Here is an 18,075-nt window from a genome sequence, read left to right as displayed (position 1 = left end):
CGCGAGTCACTCTGAGGCTTCGGCCTCAGCCTTCTTGTTGTCGTCACCCTCGACGACCGGGATCAGCGACAGCTTGCCGCGGTCGTCGATCTCGGCGATCTCGACCTGCAGCTTCTGGCCGACCGAGAGCACGTCCTCGACCGCCTCGACCCGCTTGCCACCGGCCAGCCCACGCAGCTTGCTGATGTGCAGCAGGCCGTCCTTGCCCGGCAGCAGGCTGATGAACGCACCGAAGTTGGTCGTCTTCACGACCGTGCCCAGGTAGCGCTCGCCCTTCTCCGGCATGGTCGGGTTCGCGATCGCGTTGATCGCGGCCCGGGCGGCCTCCGCCGACGGACCGTCGGTGGCGCCGATGTACACCGTGCCGTCGTCCTCGATCGAGATGTCGGCGCCGGTGTCCTCGGTGATCTGGTTGATCATCTTGCCCTTCGGGCCGATGACCTCGCCGATCTTGTCGACCGGGACCTTCACCGAGATGACCCGCGGCGCGAACTCGCTCATCTCACCCGGCGCGTCGATGGCCTTGGCCATCACGTCCAGGATCGTCAGGCGAGCGTCCTTGGCCTGGGTCAGCGCGCCGCCCAGCACGCTGGCCGGGATGCCGTCCAGCTTGGTGTCCAGCTGCAGGGCGGTGACGAAGTCCTTCGTACCGGCGACCTTGAAGTCCATGTCGCCGAACGCGTCCTCCGCGCCCAGGATGTCGGTCAGCGCGACGTACTGCGTCTTGCCGTCGATCTCACCGGAGATCAGGCCCATCGCGATACCGGCGACCGGAGCCTTCAGCGGGACACCGGCGTTCAGCAGCGACAGCGTCGAGGCGCAGACCGAACCCATCGAGGTGGAACCGTTCGAGCCGAGCGCCTCGGACACCTGACGCAGCGCGTACGGGAAGTCCTCACGCGACGGCAGCACCGGCACCAGGGCCCGCTCGGCCAGCGCGCCGTGACCGATCTCGCGACGCTTCGGCGAACCCACCCGGCCGGTCTCACCGGTCGAGTACGGCGGGAAGTTGTAGTTGTGCATGTACCGCTTGCGGGTCTCCGGCGACAGCGTGTCCAGCTGCTGCTCCATCCGGAGCATGTTCAGCGTGGTGACACCCAGGATCTGGGTCTCGCCGCGCTCGAACAGCGCCGAGCCGTGCACCCGCGGGAGCACGCCGATCTGCGCCTTCAGCGGCCGGATGTCGGTCAGCCCGCGGCCGTCGATGCGGACCTTGTCCTTGAGCACGCGCTGCCGGACCAGCTTCTTGGTCAGCGAGCGGAAGGCTGCGGACAGCTCCTTCTCGCGGCCCTCGAAGTCGGCGGCCAGCTTCTCCACCGTGGCGGCCTTGACCGCGTCGGTGGCGTCGTCGCGCTCGTGCTTGCCGGCGATGGTCAGCGCCTGCGCCAGCTCCTCGGACGCCGAGGCCTCGACCGCGGCGAACGCGTCGTCGGCGTAGTCCGGGAAGACCGGGAACTCACCGGTCGGCTTCGCGGCCCGGCGAGCCAGGTCGGCCTGCGCCTCGACCAGGGTCTTGATGAACGCCTTGGAGGCCTCCAGGCCCTCGGCGACGATCTCCTCGGTCGGCGCCTGCGCGCCACCGGCGACCTTGTCGAAGGTGGTCGGGGTCGACTCGGCCTCGACCATCATGATCGCGACGTCACCGGACTCGGTGACACGACCGGCGACCACCATGTCGAAGACGGCGTCCTCGAGCTCGGTGTGCGTCGGGAAGGCGACCCACTGCGTGCCGATCAGGGCGACGCGGGTGGCGCCGATCGGGCCCGAGAACGGCAGCCCGGCGATCTGGGTGGACATCGACGCCGCGTTGATCGCGAGGACGTCGTACAGCTTGTCCGGGTTCAGCGCCAGGACCGTGATGACGACCTGGATCTCGTTCCGCAGGCCGGACACGAACGACGGCCGCAGCGGGCGGTCGATCAGCCGGCAGGTCAGGATCGCCTCTTCGGACGGGCGGCCCTCGCGGCGGAAGAACGAACCCGGGATCCGGCCGGCGGCGTACATCCGCTCCTCGACGTCCACCGTCAACGGGAAGAAGTCGAACTGGTCCTTGGGCTTCTTGCTGGCCGTGGTGGCCGAGAGCACCATGGTGTCGCCGTCGAGGTACGCCGCGGCGGAGCCGGCGGCCTGCTGGGCCAGACGGCCCGTCTCGAAGCGGATGGTGCGAGTACCGAAGCTGCCGTTGTCGATGACGGCTTCAGCGAATTCGGCGCCCTCCATGGGCGCACTTGTGGATCCCGACACGGGATACCCCTCTCTAGCAGTGTGACGACTGCGAGGCGCGAGCTTCCGGGGTGCCGGTCTTCGATCGAGGCCCGCGGGTGAACTGTCACCCGAAAGCCACTACCGAGGACCGGTCGTGGTCCCGCCACGCGCTTCGCGTCGCCTCGTACTTACGTCTTTATTCAGTTGTCGATCCGCGCCTGGGCGCGGATACGCCAAGAGCGGCCACCCGGAATCGGGAGGCCGCTCCTCGCGACGTCATCGGCGCAGACCGAGCCGCTCGATCAGGGACCGGTAGCGGTTGATGTCCTTCTTCGCCAGGTAGTTCAGCAGCCGGCGGCGCTGACCGACGAGCAGCAGCAGGCCACGACGGCTGTGGTGGTCGTGCTTGTGCTCCTTGAGGTGCTCGGTCAGGTGGCTGATCCGGTGGGTCAGCAGCGCGACCTGGACCTCGGGGGACCCGGTGTCGCCCTCGGTCAGGGCGTACTCGCCCATGATCTTCTTCTTCGTAGCAGCGTCAACAGCTGACACAGATGTCCTCTCGATTTCCGGTTGCGCGGCGCACCGGGGCATTCTTCACCCGAGCACTCTCGGTCCGCGGCCGTTCAGACGGCAGCAGCCAGCGTATCAGTCCGTGGACGCGGCGCCCTAATCAGTGTCAAGGGTGCGCCGCGCGCCGTCCACGTCCGCCTTCATCTGGACGAGCAGCTCGTCGATGCTGGCAAACCGGATCTGGGTGCCGCGCAGCCGGGCGACGAAGTCGATCGCGACCTTGGCGCCGTACAGCTCGAGGTCGTCGCGGTCCAGCACGTACGACTCCACCCGCCGGTCCAGGCCGTCGAACGTCGGGTTGGACCCGACACTGATCGCGGCCGGCAGCGGATCCGGGTACGCCGGGGCGCCGGGCGCGGGCGTGAGCACGGTGAGCCACCCGGCGTACACGCCGTCCTGCGGGACCGCGGCGCCCGGGTCCGCCGGGATGTTCGCGGTCGGGTACCCGAGCTCGCGGCCGCGCTTGTCGCCCTCGACGACCACGCCGGTCACCCGCAGCGGCCGGCCGAGCGCCTCCGCGGCCGCCTCGACGTCACCGTCCGCGAGCTTCTGCCGGATGTACGTCGACGACCAGGGCTGCTGGTCCCCCGCCAGGCTCAGCCCCTCGACCTGGAAGCCGTACTGCGTTCCCGCCTGGACGAGGGTGTCGACGTGACCGGCGGCCTTGTGCCCGAAGCGGAAGTTCTCGCCGACCACGATCGCCTTCGCGTGCAGGGTGTTCACCAGCGTGCGCTCGATGAACTCCTCCGGCGACCAGTTCGACACCTCCCTGGTGAACGGGAGGATCAGCACCGCGTCCGCACCGGCGGCGCCGAGCAGCTCGGCGCGTTGCTCGGGGTCGCTGAGCATCAGCGGCGCGTGGTCCGGCCGCAGCACCCGCATCGGGTGCGGGTCGAACGTCATCGCGACCACCGGCAGTCCGCCCAGCTCCGCCGCCCGCGCGCGGGCGTGCGCGAGCACCTCCTGGTGGCCGCGGTGCACGCCGTCGAAGTTGCCGATGGTGACCACCGTCGGCCCGAGCTCCGGGCTCACCTGGTCCAATCCGTGCCAGACACGCATGGCAGCAGGATTCCATGCCCGGGACCGATCGCGCGCATCAGGTCGGGGATCACCCCTTGTAATCGTGGAGTGACTCAACTTAGGGTGGGCCGCGCACTGGTGAGCATGGGGAGGTCTCGTGAAGCTACGCCGTCTGATCGCTGCCTACGCGGCAGTCGCACTGCTGGGTTGCGTGCCGGTCGCCCAGGCGTCCGCGACGCCCCGGTTCACGCGGTACGTCGCACTCGGCGACTCGTACACGTCGGCGCCGTTCGTCCCGCTCGCCGATCTGCTGTCTCTCGGCTGTGCGCGCTCGTACAGCAACTACCCGAAGCAACTCGCCGAGGCGCTGGGCGTGCACCGGTTCACCGACGTGAGCTGCGGCGGTGCCGACACCACCAACATGACGCAGCCGCAGAGCACGATCCTCGGCACCGCCGGACCGCAGTTCGATGCGCTGACGCCGGACACCGACCTCGTCACCCTCGGGATCGGTGGGAACGACTTCGGCGTGTTCGGCAACATCATCGGCACCTGCCCGGGGCTCCGGGCCTCCGACCCGACCGGGGCGCCCTGCCGGGCACACTTCACCGTCAACGGCGTGGACACACTGCGGCAGAAGATCGCCCAGACACAGACCCGGATCGCGATCGTGGTGCAGGGCATCCGGGCGCGGTCACCGAAGGCCACGATCGTGCTGGTCGGGTACCCGAAGATCGCGCCGGAGCACGGCACCTGCCCGTCGATCCTGCCCTTCGCGGACGGCGACTACGGCTACCTGTACTCGATCGAGCAGGCGCTGAACACCGCCGTCTCGAACGCGGCCGCCGCCGGCGGGGCGACGTACGTCGACACCTTCGGGCCGTCCACCGGGCACGACGCCTGTGCGCCGGACGGCCAGGCGTGGATCCAGGGCAAGGACATCAACCTGCTCCGTGCGCTGAACTACCACCCGCGCTTCGAGGGCGAGGCCGGGATGGCCGCGCTCACCTACAAGACGCTGACCGGGAAGCCGGCCGTCGTCACCCCGGCCGAGCAGTCCGCCTGGGCCGCCAAGGCCCGCGCGCTGGCGAAGGAGGCCGCAGCGTCACCCCTGGCCCTCGAGGCCTCCAAGAACCGCGTACGGACCAGCGCGCAACGCTGACCCTTTCCAATCCGTACTGCGGACTCCGGGCCGGGCCACCTCACGCGTGGCTCGGCCCGGTGGTTTCTGCCAGCACTTGGGTGAGAGCCTGGCCGAGCGGGAGGTTCACCCGATAGGTCGCATACGGGTCGCCGCGGGTCAGGCCCTGGTTGATGATCAGCACCGGCGTACCGGCCTTGGCGGCGTGCCGGACGAAGCGGAACCCGGACATCACGGTCAGGGACGAGCCGAGGACCAGGACGGCGTTCGCGTCGTCGATCAGGTCGTAGCAGCGCTGCACGCGGCTCCGCGGGACGTTCTCGCCGAAGAACACCACGTCGGGTTTGAGGACGCCGCCGCAGACCGTGCACGGGACGACGGTGAACGTCCGGACGACCTCCTCGGGCAGCTCGACGTCGCCGTCCGGGTTGATCCGGGTCGACTCGGCCGTGAACGCCTGGTTGGCCGCCCGCAGCCGGCGGTCCAGGATCTCGCGGGCTGACGCCGTACCGCAGTCGAGGCAGATGATCCGGTCGAGGTTGCCGTGCAGCTCGATGACGTCGCGGGCCCCGGCCGCCTGGTGCAGGCCGTCGACGTTCTGGCTGATGATCCCGCTCAGGTTGCCGCGGGCCCGCAGCGCGGCGACGGCGCGGTGGCCGTCGTTCGGGTGGGCGCGGGCGATGGTCCGCCAGCCGAGGTGGCTGCGCGCCCAGTACCGCTGCCGGGCTGCCTCGCTGCCGGTGAAGTCGCCGTACGTCATCGGGGTGTGCGTCCGCAGGCTACCGGTCTCGCCGCGGTAGTCCGGGATGCCCGACTCGGTCGACAGCCCGGCACCACTGAGTACGACGACTCCCCCGCCGCTGACCACCTCGGCGACCGGCCCGACGTCCGTCGCCCCCGGCTGCAACGCCAGCACGTCGGGGCCTGGGGCCCACTCCAATGTCGGACGAGAACGCACCGTCCCAGCGTACCTAGAGGGGAAACCAGCCGGTACGGAAATGCCACGGGCGGTCGCGGCGGATGTGATCGACGACCGCGCGCTGGAGGGTCGTTGTCCGCGGCAACGAGTCGAGGTCGGCGAGCGGTTGTTTGAAGAGGAACTCGACCACCGTGGCGCGGTCGTCCTTGGCGGCGGCGGGGAGCAGCGTGAAGCGTTGCTGGAAGCGGACGAGGTTGGTGTCGGCGGCCAGGTACCCGGTCAGCTGGGGGTCGAGGACCCAGGACACGCAGGTGGCGAAGCGGTAGTCCTCCTCGGGGTAGTGCGTCCGGAAGAAGGCGCGGGCGCGGTCCAGCGCGGCGTCGACCGAGTCGGGTGTGAGCCGGCCCTCCGGGATGTGCAGGCCGAGCACGGCTTCACCGAGCGCGGGGCCGCCTTGGTCGGTGGCGTCGTACCAGCAGCGCTGGCGTTCGAAGTGCAGGCGGTCGAGGGCGTAGATGGCGCCGCGGAAGTGGTGGGTCATCCAGTTCTGCGTGTGCAGGCCGCCCTCGCCGTACAGTTCCCGGTGGTTCGCCAGCTGCGCGCCGAGAACCGCGAGGATCGGCCACGAGTCGGCGTCGGCGATGCCGCGGTCCGCGTGGTACCGGCGTACGGCGGGAACCGTGGTCAGGAACGCCCAGACATAGAGGAAGCGGCCGACCGCGCCGGTTCCGGTCGGGAGGTCCGGCCAGGGCGGCAACGGGCCGGTCGTCCCCAACCGCTGGACGAGCTGATGGTGACAGCGCTCCAGCAGCCACCACAGATCGGCGTCGCGCACCGGATCAGGCCGGTTCGCGAGCGTGTCCAGCCGATCGTCATCACTCAGCCCGAGGCGGACGAGTACCCCGTCCGGATCGCCCGCCGCGAACTGGAGCAGGTCGACCGGCGTGGCCGATGGGCCGGCTTCCGCGAGTGCGCGCAGGTGCGCCAGCGCGTCACCGCTCAACCCCAGCTCAGCCGCGATCCTCGCCACCTCGGCGTCTGCACCTGCTCCGATGACAGCCACGTCTCCGACCCCGAAACACTAGCTCGCACCTGGCAAGGTAGAGCCGCCCAGCCCGGACGGCAAGACCTCGTCGCTGCCCGGGCGGCAGGACAAGCCGCGGTCAGCCGATCAGCCGCTGCCAGCCCTCCGGACTGAGGGTGTGAGCCGGCGGCCCATTGCCACCGAGCCGCTTCCAGAGCGCCGGCGAAACCAGCAGCAGACCGGTGATCGCGACCAGGAAGACGGCGCCGACCGGATCCTCCCGAATCGGCAGCAGTTCCTCCGCACTCCCGGCGTACCAACCGCGGCGACGTACGGCGGCCATCAGCTCGCCGGCGATCGCCCGCCGACCGAGACCGACTTCGGCGTGCCGCAAGATCGCCATCAACAGCATGTGGGTACGGATGCCCGAACGCGCGGCCGGGAGCGGACCGGGCTGCCCGCCACGGGACACAGTCAGCCAGCGGTCGACCAGATCGGCGCCGGCCAACTCGGCGTTCACCGGTTCGACCAGTCGCGGATTGACGTCGATGTAGCGCGGCTGGTCATGCTCGTCCAGGATGGCGTCGATCGAGAGCGGACCGTGCCACTGGAGCTCTTCCCCGAGCCGGGTCAGGTGCTCGACGACATCTGGGCGTACGACCGACTCCTTCGCGGACGCACTGCCCTGCACACCCTCGCGCCGGCGGATTGCGGTGTGCGCGCCGACCAACCGGCCGTGGTCGTACACCGCCTGCACCATCAGCAACGTTCCGGACACGGGTTGCTGCACCAGGACCGCACCACCGGCAGCGAACGTCTCCTGGACGGCCGGCAGCTCGGCGATTCCGGCAAGCTGCTCGGGGTTCTCGACGAGCCAGACTCCCCGACTGGATGTTGCCACCGGCAACTTGACGTAGGCCGGCAGCAGGTCGGCAACGGCGCCGAGCTCACCGGTGCCATGCACCAGCCGGGTGGCCGGCTGCGGCAGGCCGAGCCGATCGAGCACATCGGCCGCAGCCGCCTTGTCCTGCAGCACGCGGACCGCGGCGAAGGGCGGAACCGCAAGCCCGGCCAAGGCATCGAACTCGTCCGCAAAGCGGGACAACGCCACCAACTGCTCATGCGTCGGCAGCACGACGTCGTACTCGGCGCTGGTCAGGATCTCCCGGAGCCGTTCGAGGTACGCGAGCGGATCAGCTGCGAAAGCCGGGCTCGGGTACCGGCGCCGCACCCAGCGTGATCGGGCCGTGAGCGAGACACCTCCGCTGTGCAGAACGTCGACGGAGTGGCCACGGCGACCGAGCACTGTGAGCACTTCGCGCGCCGAGGCACTGGTCGCCTCGGTCAGCAGTACCCGGAGCTCAGCCATGGGACACCTCCGGCCGGGGCGCGGCGACCAACGTGACAGCACCAGCCACCATGAAGACGAGGATGGACAACCAGGCCATCCGGTAGTTGCCACTCCACTGCAGGACCAGGCCGAAGGCAGCTGGGCCGAGGAACCCGAGACATCGATTGACTGTCTCGAAGATGCCGACGTACTCGGGTACGCGGTTCTGCGGCACCAGCCGAATGAAGACCGAGCGGGACAACGCATATGTCCCGCCGACTACCAGACCCGCGCTGACACACAGGGCGAGGAAGCCGCCGAACCAGCCGGCCGGAAGCACGCCGCCGGTGATGATCACGGCACACCAGAACACGACGGACCCCACCAGCACCGTGCGGCCGCCGTACCGCTCGGCCACCCGCCCCAGCGCGGCCGTACCGAGGACCGCGGCGAACTGGACGACCAGCACGGCGATGATCACCTGGTCGAGCTCGAGCCGGAGCGCCTCGACCGCGTACGTTCCGACCAGACCCGTGACGGCCTGGACGCCGTTGAAGTACAGCAGGAACGCGGCCAGGAACCAGCCGGCGGCCGGATACCTGCGCAGGTCGCGCAGCGCCCGGCCGAGCAGTCGATACGAGCCGACCCGCTCGACCGCAGTGGCGGCCGGGGCGCCGTACCCGCGCAACAGCATCACCGAAACGCCGCCGAACACCAGCCACCACAGACCGGCGGTCATCATGATGATCCGGATCGCTTCGCTCTCGGTCAGACCGAGCCGGTCATGGCTGTTGTAGACGACCAGGTCGACGATCAGGATCAGCCCGGCGCTGAGGAACCCGGCCGCCGAGGCCTCGGCCGACGTACGATCCTGCCGCTCCGGTGGTGCGATCACCGGCAGGTACGTGTTGCAGACCGTGATCGAGCCGCCGAGTGCGATCGTCGCCAGTACGAACAGCGCGCCACCGAGCAGGTAGTCGGTCTCGCCGATCGTGTACATCGCGGTCGCCGCACCGCCGCCCACCAGCAGCAGCACTCCGAGCAGGCGGCCCTTGTGATGCCGAGTGGTCAGCGCCGCAGCGGTGGGCAGCACGAATATCTGCAGGAACACCGACAGGCCGATCACGAACGGTACGTACGACGCCGCCGAGATACCGATGCCGAGTGGGTGGATCGATCCATCCGGACCGGCGCCAGCGCGGGCCGCGTCGGTCAGGTACGGGCCGAAGAAGACGGACGTCACGCTGGTGGTGAAGACGGAGTTGGCCCAGTCATAGCCGTACCAGCCAAGCCGGGCCCGCCGGGTCGAGTGCCAGGACGGCGGGGCGGCGGTCAGACCCGCCGGTGGGGAGGAAGTTGTCATGAGCAGTACTATACAGTGTATTTACAGTGTAAATATGCCGTATAGTACCGAGCGTGGAGGACATGAGACAGACCATCCTCGAGGCAGCGCTGGCGATCGCCGACGAGCGCGGACTCGATGCCGTATCGATGCGGGCAGTCGGGCTACGGGTCGGGCTGAGCGCGATGGCGCTGTATCCGCACGTGTCCAGCAAGGAGGCGCTGCTCGATGGGATGGTCGAAGTACTGCTGACCGAGCTGGTCCCGCTCGCCGGGGTGGATCATCCGGCTGGGCAGGAATCCGATCCTGCCGCGGTGGGTGGCGACGCCGGGGAAGAGTGGTGGCAACGACTGGTCGCGTTGGCGCAGGCGGCACGGAAGCTGGCCGGCCGGCATCCGAGCGCATTCACCCTGCTGCTGTCTCGGCCGTCGGTCACCCCCGAGGCACTCCGCGCCACCGACGCCCTCTACCAGACCATCCTGGACGCAGGTGTTCCCGACGATCAGGTCGCTCGGGTCGAGCGGCTGCTGTCGACGTTCGTGATGGGCTTCGCAGCCTCCGAGGTCAACGGCCGTTTCAGCCGCGGCACGCTTACCCCGCGGTCCCGCCGTACCCAACTGGCCCCGGCCCAACTGCCGGCGCACTATCGGCTCGCCGCTCATCTCGACGACGAGATCGACTTCGATGCCGAGTTCGAAGCCGACCTGACCGATCTCCGCATCCTCCTGGACAGCATCCGCAGCTCTCCCGCCTGATGTGCGGGTCGCCGCTGCCAAACGTCAGGCATACAGGGGTGCCGACGGGTCAGTTGATGCGAGGTGGGCCGGCTTTCAGGCGGCGTTCGGCGGCTGGGCGGGTGGTGGCGCGGTCCAGCGACGACCAGTCGGCGTCGATCCACCAGGTGGCGCCTGCCTCCGCCCACGGGCGGACCGTGTCGGCGGCCCGGGCGTCGCCGGCCCGGGTCACGCCTTCGGCGACCACGTCGTACCCGTCCATCGTCAGCCCGTGCGCCGCGCGCTCCTTACGGATCCAGGCGACGCCCTCGGCCAGGTGCTCCGGGGTCAGCTCGCCCGGCTGCGTACCCGGCGGGACGATCGGCGCGTAGTTCGGCAGCCAGCCGTCCTGGAGCGCGGCGCGGCGCATCGACTTCGGTCGCGGCCAGCCACCCGCGACCCAGGTCGGCACCCGCGGCCGCTGCACCGGTGGCGGCGGCGCGGGCGGCACCAGGTCTGGGACCTTGCGGGCGCTGTAGTGCTTCCCGGAGAACTCGAACGACTCGTCGCGCCACAGGTACGGCAGCATCTCCAGCGACTCGTCCATCAGCTCGGCGCGCACCTTCCGCCCCGGGTCCTCCTCGAACAGCCAGAACCGGTCCTCCCCCGTCACCCCGAGCCCGACGGAGAGGATCACCCGCCCGTTGCTGAGGTTGTCGACGGTCGAGACCTGCCCGGCGACGTCCCAGGGTTTTCGGCGCGGCAGCGGCGTGAGCATGGTGCCCAGCCGGATCCGCTCGGTCGTCATCGCGGCCGCGCCGAGCATCACCCAGGCGTCGATCCCCCAGATCGACTCCCAGACGAAGAACCCGTCCCAGCCGTGCTCCTCCGCGATCACGGCCAGCTCGGCCGCGTCGCGCGCATCGCCGTACGCCATCACGAACCCGTATCTCATGCCAGCGCACGCTACGCGGCACCGCCGACAGTTTTCAGCCGACGTTTCAGCCGTCGTTTCAGCCGTCGTTTCAGCGGACGTTTCAGCCGACGAACACCGCGGTGGGTTTCGCGACCGGTCCGCGCGGCTCGTAGAGCGCCAGGAACGTACCGTCCGGGCCGAACATCGCGGTCTGCCCAGCCTCCAGGTCCAGCCCCGGCAGCGGACGTCCGGTGCGGATCGCGGCCGCCTCCGCGTCGTCCGCGTCGTACCGCGGGAAGGTGGTGGCGGCGACGTCCGCGATCGGCAGCCAGTCGAACGTCGTGGCCAGCGACTCCAGCGAATGCGCCATGGACAGGTCGAACGAGCCGACCCGGGTACGCCGGAGCGCGGTCAGGTGACCGCCGACGCCGAGCTCGGTGCCGAGGTCGCGGGCCAGCGCCCGGATGTAGGTACCGCTGGAGCAGTCCACCGAGACGTCGACCGAGATCCCGTCGGCGTCCGGCCGGACGTCGAGGATGTCGTACCGCGAGACGGTCACCGTGCGGGCCTTGAGCTCGACCTCCTCGCCGGCCCGCACCAGGTCGTACGCCCGGCGGCCGTCGACCTTGATCGCGGACACCTTCGACGGCACCTGCGAGATCTCCCCGCGGAACCCGTCGACGGCCGCCGCGATCGCGTCCGCGGTCACCCCGTCGACCGGCGCGGTGGCCACCACCTCGCCCTCGGCGTCGTCGGTCGTCGTGGCGGCACCCAGCCGGATCGTCGCGTCGTACGACTTGTCCGCCAGCTGCAGGTGCCCGAGCAGCCGGGTCGCCCGGTTGATCCCGACGATGAGCACGCCGGTCGCCATCGGGTCCAGCGTCCCGGCGTGCCCGACCTTGCGGGTACCGGCCAGCTTGCGGATCCGGGCGACCACCGTGTGCGAGGTCAGGCCGCTCGGCTTGTCGACGACGACGATCCCGTCCGACGCCGGCGTGAAGTCCAGGCTCAACTCCATGCTCAACGCAGTACTCAGTCCTGCTCGTCCTCGTCGTCGTGCGGCCGCTTGTACGGGTCGGCGTCGCCGGCCGGCTTAGCGCCCGCGGCCGCCTTGGCCACCTCGGCATCGGCCTCCCGGGCCTTGGCCAGCAGTTCCTCGATCTGGCCGGCGTTCTCCGGTACGGCGTCCAGGAAGAACGCCACGCTCGGGGTATGACGCAACCCGAGCGCCTTGCCGACCTCGCTGCGGATCAGGCCCTTCGCCGACTCCAGCGCGGCCGCCGTGGACGCCCGGGCCTGCTCGTCGCCGTACACCGTGTAGAACACGCTGGCTTCGCGCAGGTCGCCGGTCAGCCGGGCATCGGTGACCGTGACGAACCCGAGCCGCGGATCCTTCACCCGGCGCTCCAGCAGCTCCGCGACGAGCACCTGGATCCGGTCGGCCAGCTGCTTCGCCCTTGCTTCACCCATCAGGGCTCACTCCCTCATTCACGAGCAACGTCCGGAGAGACCGCAGTCTCTCCGGACGCTACTCCTTTGGTGACCCGGCCCGGGTCACCACCTGTCTGTCAGCTCCGCGGCTTCTCGCGCAGCTCGAACGCCTCGACGACGTCGCCGATCTTGATGTCGTTGAAGTTGTTGATGGTCAGACCGCACTCGAAGCCCTCGCGGACCTCGGACGCGTCGTCCTTGAACCTCTTCAGCGACGACAGCTCGGTGTTGTCGACGACCACGGCGCCGTCCCGGATCAACCGGACCTTGGCGTTCCGCTTGATCAGGCCGCTGGTCACCCAGCAACCGGCGATGTTGCCCACCTTCGAGGACCGGAAGATCTCCCGGATCTCCGCCTGGCCGAGGGTGACCTCCTCGTAGATCGGCTTCAGCATGCCCTTCAGGGCCGCCTCGATGTCGTCGATCGCCGAGTAGATGACCGAGTAGTACCGGACGTCCACGCCCTCGCGCTCGGCCAGGTCACCGGCCTTGCCCGCCGGCCGCACGTTGAAGCCGATGATGACGGCGTTCGACGCGATGGCCAGGTTGACGTCGTTCTCGTTGATCGCACCGACACCGCGGTCGATGATCCGCAGGTTGACCTCGTCGCCGACCTCGATCCGGACCAGAGCGTCTTCCAGTGCCTCGACCGAACCGGACACGTCGCCCTTGAGGATCAGCAGCAGCTCCTGGGCCTCGCCCTTCTCCATCGAGGCCATGAAGTCCTCGAGGGTACGACGGACGCGACGCTTGGCGTTGGCGGCCGCACGAGCACGGGCTTCCCGCTTCTCGGCGATCTGCCGCGCCTGGCGGTCGTCGTCGACCACCAGGAACTTGTCACCCGCACCTGGCACCGCGGTCAGACCGAGCACCATGACCGGACGCGACGGCGTCGCTTCCTGGACCGGGTCGCCGTGCTCGTCGAGCATGGCCCGGACCCGGCCGTACGCCGGACCGACCACCATCGAGTCGCCGACCCGGAGCGTTCCGCGCTGCACCAGCACGGTCGCCACCGGACCACGGCCCTTGTCGAGGTTCGCCTCGATCGCGATCCCCTCGGCGTGCATCTTCGGGTTCGCCCGCAGATCCAGCGCCGCGTCCGCGGTCAGTACGACGCCCTCGAGCAGGCCGTCGATGTTGATCCGGGACTTGGCCGAGACGTCGACGAACATCGTGTCGCCGCCGTACTCCTCGGGGACCAGGCCGTACTCGGTCAGCTGACCGCGCACCTTGGTCGGGTCCGCCGCCGGGACGTCGATCTTGTTCACCGCGACCACGATCGGGACACCCGCCGCCCGGGCGTGGTTCAGCGCCTCGATCGTCTGCGGCATCACGCCGTCGTCGGCCGCGACCACCAGGATCACGATGTCGGTGGCCTGCGCACCACGGGCACGCATGGCGGTGAACGCCTCGTGACCCGGGGTGTCGACGAAGGTGATCGCCCGCTCCTGGCCGTCCACCTCGGTGGTCACCTGGTACGCACCGATGTGCTGGGTGATACCGCCGGCTTCCTTGGCCTGGACGTTCGCCATCCGGATCGCGTCCAGCAGCTTCGTCTTACCGTGGTCGACGTGACCCATCACGGTCACCACCGGCGGCCGCGGGGCCAGGTCGCTCTCGTCGCCCTCGTCGTTGCCGAAGTCGATGTCGAACGACTGCAGCAGCTCGCGGTCCTCGTCCTCCGGCGAGACGATCTGGACGTCGTAGTTCAGCTCGGTACCGAGCAGCTCGAGCGTCTCCTCGTTCACCGACTGGGTCGCGGTCACCATCTCACCGAGGTGGAACAGCACCTGGACCAGCGACGCCGGGTCGACTCCGACCTTCTCGGCGAAGTCCGTCAGCGACGCACCGCGAGGCAGCTTCACGACCTCGCCGTCACCGTGCCGGACGCGGACGCCACCGACCGCCGGGGCCTGCATGTTGTCGAATTCCTGGCGCTTGGCCCGCTTCGACTTCCGGCCACGGCGCGCCGGACCGCCCGGGCGCCCGAAGGCACCCTGCGTCCCGCCACGACCCCGGTTGCCCGGACCCGGACGGCCACCGCCGCCACCGGGCGGGCCGCTCGGGCCACCGCCACCGGGACGGAAACCGCCGCCGCCACCGCCGCCACCGCGCGGACCGGCACCCGGGCTACCGCCCGGACGGCCACCGCCGCCACCGCCACGGCCACCACCCGGACCACCCGGACCGCCGGAGCCGCCACCGGGGCGACCGGTGAAGGTACCGGCCGAGGACTTCGGCATCATCGCCGGGTTCGGGCGCGGAGCACCCGGAACGCCGCCGGACGGACGCGGCCGGTCGTCACGACCGCGCTCGTTGCCGCCACCGCGACCCTGCGGCGGGCGCGGAGCCATTCCGGCCGGGCTCGGAGCGCCGCCCTGCCGGTCGTTGCCGCCACCACCCGGGCCGGGGCGCGCGCCACCGCGCTGCATGCCCTGGGTCGAGCTGAACGGGTTGTTGCCCGGACGCGGTGCACCCGGACGCGGGCCACCACCGCCCTGGCCGCCACCCTGCCGGGGCGCACCGGGACGCGGGGCACCCGGACGGGGCGCACCCGGACGCGGACCGGCACCCGGACGCGGGCCGGAGCCCTGACCACCCGGACGCGGGGTCGCACCCGGCGTGGCCGGACGCGAGCCCTGACCACCCGGACGGGGGCCGGAGCCCTGACCACCCGGACGCGGAGCCGACGTGTTGTCGCCGGTACGGCGGGCCGCCGGAGCGGCCGGGGCCGCGTCGTCGGCCGCCTTCGCGGCGGGTGCCTCGAAGGCAGGCGTCACCGGAGCGGCCGGCGTCTCCGCCGGAGCCGTGGCCGCCGGAGCGGACTCGGCCGGGGCGGACTCGGCTGGGGCGGTCTCCTGCCGCGGACCCGGCTTCGGGCCCGGACGCGGACCCGGGCGGGCGCCCGGAGCCGGAGCGGACTTCACCGGTGCCTCGGCGGCCGGCGCGGACTCGACCGGGGCCGGAGCCTCGGTCCGTGCCTCAGCCGGCGCGGGCCGGTCGGCCACCGGACGGTCGGCCGGCGCGGGGCGCTCGGCCACCGGACGGTCGGCCGGCGCGGGGCGCTCGGCCGGAGCCTTCGGGGTGCCCGGCTGGGCCGGCCTCGGGGCCGCGGGGGCGACCGGCGCGGTCGCCTGGGGCGCGGCAGACGTACTCGCAGCGGCCTTCTTGGCCGTGCGCTTCTTCGGCGGGTTCTTCTCGAACTCCTCCGCCAACCGCCGGACGACAGGTGCCTCGATCGTCGAGGATGCCGACCGGACGAACTCGCCCATGTCGTTCAGTCTGGTCAGAACGACCTTGCTGGTAACTCCGAGCTCTTTCGCGAGCTCGTAGACCCGGACCTTTGCCACTACTCTCCCTCTGGTCCGAGCCTGGGCGCGGACCGTTAGTTGACGTACGTGCTCATCGCATTGCACTCATCGGTAGACACTCATCGAGTGGTCATGAGTCGATGACCCGCCTTCAAGTCGGTCACGGACGATCCGGTCGGACCGCCGCGGACGGCCGGGTTGGCCGCAATTGCTGCTTCTTACTTATCACGCTGCGCGACGTAGTCCCGCAGCCCGGTCACATCCAGCGGCCCCGGGACCTTGAAGGCCCGTGGGAACGCCTTGCGCCGGACGGCGAGGTCGAAGCACTCGATCGAGGGGTGCAGGTGCGCCCCACGGCCGGGTGCCCGGCGATCGGGATCCGGAAGCACAAGTCCTCCGGAAGCCGTCACCCGCAGCAGGTCAGCCGGACTGCTCCGCTTCCGGCACCCGATACAGGTGCGCTCCCGGGGCTTGCCAGGGCGCGCGTCTGTAGCAACTGTCACGTGTTCCTCAGGGTGTGGTTGCGACTCAGTCGACCGACCGAGAACCTAGTCTACCTTCTCGCCTTCCCGAGTCACATCGGTATCCGGCCGGATGTCGATCCGCCAGCCGGTGAGGCGGGCCGCGAGGCGGGCGTTCTGCCCTTCCTTGCCGATCGCGAGCGAGAGCTGGTAGTCGGGGACGACGACGCGCGCCGCACGGGCCGCGGCGTCCACCACCTCGACCGACGTGACCTGCGCCGGCGACAGCGCATTCCCGACGAAGGTCGCCGGGTCGTCACTGTGGTCGATGATGTCGATCTTCTCGCCGTGCAGCTCGTGCATGATGTTCCGCACCCGCTGCCCCATCGGGCCGATGCAGGCGCCCTTGCCGTTCACGGACGGGTTCAGCGTCCGTACGGCGATCTTGGTCCGGTGCCCGGCCTCGCGCGCGATCGCGGTGATCTCGACGGTACCGTCGGCGATCTCCGGGACCTCCAGCGCGAACAGCTTCTTCACCAGGTTCGGGTGCGTCCGGCTGACCGTGATCTGCGGGCCCTTGAAGCCCTTCCGGACACCGACGACGTACACCCGCAGCCGGGAGCCGTGCTCGTACTGCTCCCCCGGCACCTGCTCGGGCGCCGGCAGCACGGCCTCGATCTTGCCCAGGTCGACCATCACCGACCGCGGGTCGCGGCCCTGCTGGACGACGCCGGACACGATGTCGCCCTCCTTGCCGGAGAACTCGCCGTACCGGACCTCGTCCTCGGCGTCGCGGAGCCGCTGCAGGATGATCTGCTTGGCGGTGGTGGCCGCGATCCGGCCGAAGTCCGCCGGGGTGTCGTCGTACTCGCGGTCCACGGTGCCGTCCTCGGCGAGCTCCCGCGCCAGCACGGTCACATGCCCGGTCTTGCGGTCGAGCTCGACGCGCGCGTGCTGCTGAGCACCCTCGGTCCGGTGGTACGCAACCAGGAGGGCCGCCTCGATCGCCTCGGCGACGACCTCGATGGCGATGTCCTTCTCCCGTTCCAGTGACCGCAGCACGGCCATGTCGATGTCCATGTCAGTTCTCCTCCACCGTGCCGTCGGCAGGTGTTTCAGGTTCGTCGTTGCCGGCAGCCCGGTTGAACTCGATCTGGATCTTGGCCTTGGCCACGTCGCCGTACGCGACGCTCTGCCGCGTGCCGTCGACGTCCAGTTCGGCCGCCTCGTCGGAGACGGACTTGATCCGGCCGGTCAACTTGTCGCCGGCCGTCAGGGTGACGTTGGCCAGGCGGTCGAGGTTGCGCCGCCAGTGCCGGGGCAGGGTGAGGGGCCGGTCCACGCCGGGGCTGGAGACCTCCAGCGTGTACGCGCCCTCGCCCATGATGTCGTCGGCGTCGAGCGCCTTGGAGATCGCCCGGGTGACCTCGGCGACGTCGTCCAGGCTGATACCGCTGTCCCGGTCGACCATCACCCGCAGCAACCGGCGGCGGCCGGCCGGCGCGATGTCCGCGGCCTCCAGGTCGCAGCCGAACTGCTCGACGATCGGCCGCAGGAAGTTCTCGAGGCTCGTGGTGTCCGTGTGACCCTTGTGGTCCGGCTTTCGGCTCACAGGTTGACCTGCCTCTCTCC

General features: G+C 70.2%; 16 protein-coding genes. 2 read left to right on the top strand and 14 right to left on the bottom strand.

Annotated elements, in window-relative coordinates; genetic code table 11:
• Positions 1-6: 6 nt before the first annotated feature.
• From JOF29_RS40240 to JOF29_RS40230, 3 genes are all read right to left on the bottom strand, one after another.
• On the bottom strand, positions 7-2,220 hold the full coding sequence (locus tag JOF29_RS40240) for a polyribonucleotide nucleotidyltransferase (RefSeq protein WP_209699547.1): 2,214 nt from the start codon (positions 2,218-2,220) through the stop codon (positions 7-9).
• A 261-nt stretch (positions 2,221-2,481) separates the two neighbouring features.
• Positions 2,482-2,754 (bottom strand): 30S ribosomal protein S15, encoded by a 273-nt coding sequence (gene rpsO / locus JOF29_RS40235; protein WP_171670133.1) that lies wholly within the window; start codon positions 2,752-2,754, stop codon positions 2,482-2,484.
• 117 nt (positions 2,755-2,871) lie between these two features.
• Positions 2,872-3,834: a bifunctional riboflavin kinase/FAD synthetase gene (locus JOF29_RS40230; RefSeq protein WP_209699545.1), complete on the bottom strand. Its 963-nt coding sequence runs from the start codon at positions 3,832-3,834 to the stop codon at positions 2,872-2,874.
• A gap of 118 nt (positions 3,835-3,952) precedes the next feature.
• Here JOF29_RS40230 and JOF29_RS40225 point away from each other — a divergent pair, with 118 nt between their 5' ends.
• The gene (locus tag JOF29_RS40225; protein ID WP_209699544.1) at positions 3,953-4,957 is read left to right on the top strand and encodes an SGNH/GDSL hydrolase family protein; all 1,005 of its coding nucleotides are present in this window, start codon (positions 3,953-3,955) and stop codon (positions 4,955-4,957) included.
• 40 nt (positions 4,958-4,997) lie between these two features.
• Here JOF29_RS40225 and JOF29_RS40220 read toward each other — a convergent pair whose 3' ends face one another.
• The 4 genes from JOF29_RS40220 to JOF29_RS40205 all read right to left on the bottom strand — a co-directional run bounded on the left by JOF29_RS40220 (position 4,998) and on the right by JOF29_RS40205 (position 9,572).
• Positions 4,998-5,894, bottom strand: coding sequence for an NAD-dependent protein deacetylase (locus JOF29_RS40220; protein ID WP_209699543.1), 897 nt, complete (start codon positions 5,892-5,894; stop codon positions 4,998-5,000).
• 13 nt (positions 5,895-5,907) lie between these two features.
• Complete coding sequence (locus tag JOF29_RS40215) at positions 5,908-6,918, bottom strand: acyltransferase domain-containing protein (protein ID WP_209699542.1); 1,011 nt, start codon at positions 6,916-6,918, stop codon at positions 5,908-5,910.
• Between the two features lie 100 nt (positions 6,919-7,018).
• A complete protein-coding gene (locus JOF29_RS40210; protein ID WP_209699541.1) occupies positions 7,019-8,248 on the bottom strand; it encodes an ATP-grasp domain-containing protein in 1,230 nt (409 codons plus the stop codon).
• Positions 8,241-9,572, bottom strand: a complete 1,332-nt coding sequence (locus JOF29_RS40205) for an MFS transporter (RefSeq protein WP_209699540.1) — start codon at positions 9,570-9,572, stop codon at positions 8,241-8,243. The genes JOF29_RS40210 and JOF29_RS40205 overlap by 8 nt, the downstream gene beginning before the upstream one ends.
• Before the next feature lie 62 nt (positions 9,573-9,634).
• Between JOF29_RS40205 and JOF29_RS40200 the strand changes: the two genes are divergently transcribed.
• On the top strand, positions 9,635-10,306 hold the full coding sequence (locus tag JOF29_RS40200) for a TetR/AcrR family transcriptional regulator (protein ID WP_209699539.1): 672 nt from the start codon (positions 9,635-9,637) through the stop codon (positions 10,304-10,306).
• 49 nt (positions 10,307-10,355) lie between these two features.
• Here JOF29_RS40200 and JOF29_RS40195 read toward each other — a convergent pair whose 3' ends face one another.
• The 7 genes from JOF29_RS40195 to rimP form a co-directional block, all read right to left on the bottom strand.
• Positions 10,356-11,219 carry an LLM class flavin-dependent oxidoreductase gene (locus JOF29_RS40195; protein WP_209699538.1) on the bottom strand — a complete coding sequence of 288 codons (864 nt, stop codon included), beginning with the start codon at positions 11,217-11,219 and terminating at the stop codon, positions 10,356-10,358.
• A gap of 82 nt (positions 11,220-11,301) precedes the next feature.
• On the bottom strand, positions 11,302-12,198 hold the full coding sequence (gene truB, locus JOF29_RS40190) for a tRNA pseudouridine(55) synthase TruB (RefSeq protein ID WP_209699537.1): 897 nt from the start codon (positions 12,196-12,198) through the stop codon (positions 11,302-11,304).
• A 14-nt stretch (positions 12,199-12,212) separates the two neighbouring features.
• Positions 12,213-12,650 carry a 30S ribosome-binding factor RbfA gene (gene rbfA, locus JOF29_RS40185; RefSeq protein WP_209699536.1) on the bottom strand — a complete coding sequence of 146 codons (438 nt, stop codon included), beginning with the start codon at positions 12,648-12,650 and terminating at the stop codon, positions 12,213-12,215.
• A 98-nt stretch (positions 12,651-12,748) separates the two neighbouring features.
• Entirely contained in the window at positions 12,749-16,021 is a 3,273-nt protein-coding gene (gene infB / locus JOF29_RS40180) for a translation initiation factor IF-2 (RefSeq protein WP_209699535.1), read from the bottom strand.
• A 179-nt stretch (positions 16,022-16,200) separates the two neighbouring features.
• Positions 16,201-16,485, bottom strand: a complete 285-nt coding sequence (locus tag JOF29_RS40175; protein ID WP_209699534.1) for a YlxR family protein — start codon at positions 16,483-16,485, stop codon at positions 16,201-16,203.
• A gap of 45 nt (positions 16,486-16,530) precedes the next feature.
• Complete coding sequence (nusA, locus tag JOF29_RS40170; RefSeq protein ID WP_209699533.1) at positions 16,531-17,523, bottom strand: transcription termination factor NusA; 993 nt, start codon at positions 17,521-17,523, stop codon at positions 16,531-16,533.
• Between the two features lies 1 nt (position 17,524).
• A complete protein-coding gene (gene rimP, locus JOF29_RS40165) occupies positions 17,525-18,055 on the bottom strand; it encodes a ribosome maturation factor RimP (protein WP_209699532.1) in 531 nt (176 codons plus the stop codon).
• Positions 18,056-18,075 lie beyond the last annotated feature (20 nt).

Source organism: Kribbella aluminosa (genome assembly GCF_017876295.1).
GTDB classification, from domain to species: domain Bacteria; phylum Actinomycetota; class Actinomycetes; order Propionibacteriales; family Kribbellaceae; genus Kribbella; species Kribbella aluminosa.
Note: the sequence above shows the minus strand (reverse complement) of the source record. Positions and strands in the feature narration are given on the sequence as shown.

Bases quoted from the DNA above. Each gene is read 5' to 3' on its own strand.
- nusA (WP_209699533.1), bottom strand. From the start codon at position 17,523: ATGGACATCGACATGGCCGTGCTGCGGTCACTGGAACGGGAGAAGGAC.
- JOF29_RS40240 (WP_209699547.1), bottom strand. From the start codon at position 2,220: ATGGAGGGCGCCGAATTCGCTGAAGCCGTCATCGACAACGGCAGCTTC.
- JOF29_RS40200 (WP_209699539.1), top strand. From the start codon at position 9,635: ATGAGACAGACCATCCTCGAGGCAGCGCTGGCGATCGCCGACGAGCGC.
- truB (WP_209699537.1), bottom strand. From the start codon at position 12,198: ATGGAGTTGAGCCTGGACTTCACGCCGGCGTCGGACGGGATCGTCGTC.
- JOF29_RS40210 (WP_209699541.1), bottom strand. From the start codon at position 8,248: ATGGCTGAGCTCCGGGTACTGCTGACCGAGGCGACCAGTGCCTCGGCG.
- JOF29_RS40205 (WP_209699540.1), bottom strand. From the start codon at position 9,572: ATGACAACTTCCTCCCCACCGGCGGGTCTGACCGCCGCCCCGCCGTCC.
- JOF29_RS40195 (WP_209699538.1), bottom strand. From the start codon at position 11,219: ATGAGATACGGGTTCGTGATGGCGTACGGCGATGCGCGCGACGCGGCC.
- rbfA (WP_209699536.1), bottom strand. From the start codon at position 12,650: ATGGGTGAAGCAAGGGCGAAGCAGCTGGCCGACCGGATCCAGGTGCTC.
- JOF29_RS40230 (WP_209699545.1), bottom strand. From the start codon at position 3,834: ATGCGTGTCTGGCACGGATTGGACCAGGTGAGCCCGGAGCTCGGGCCG.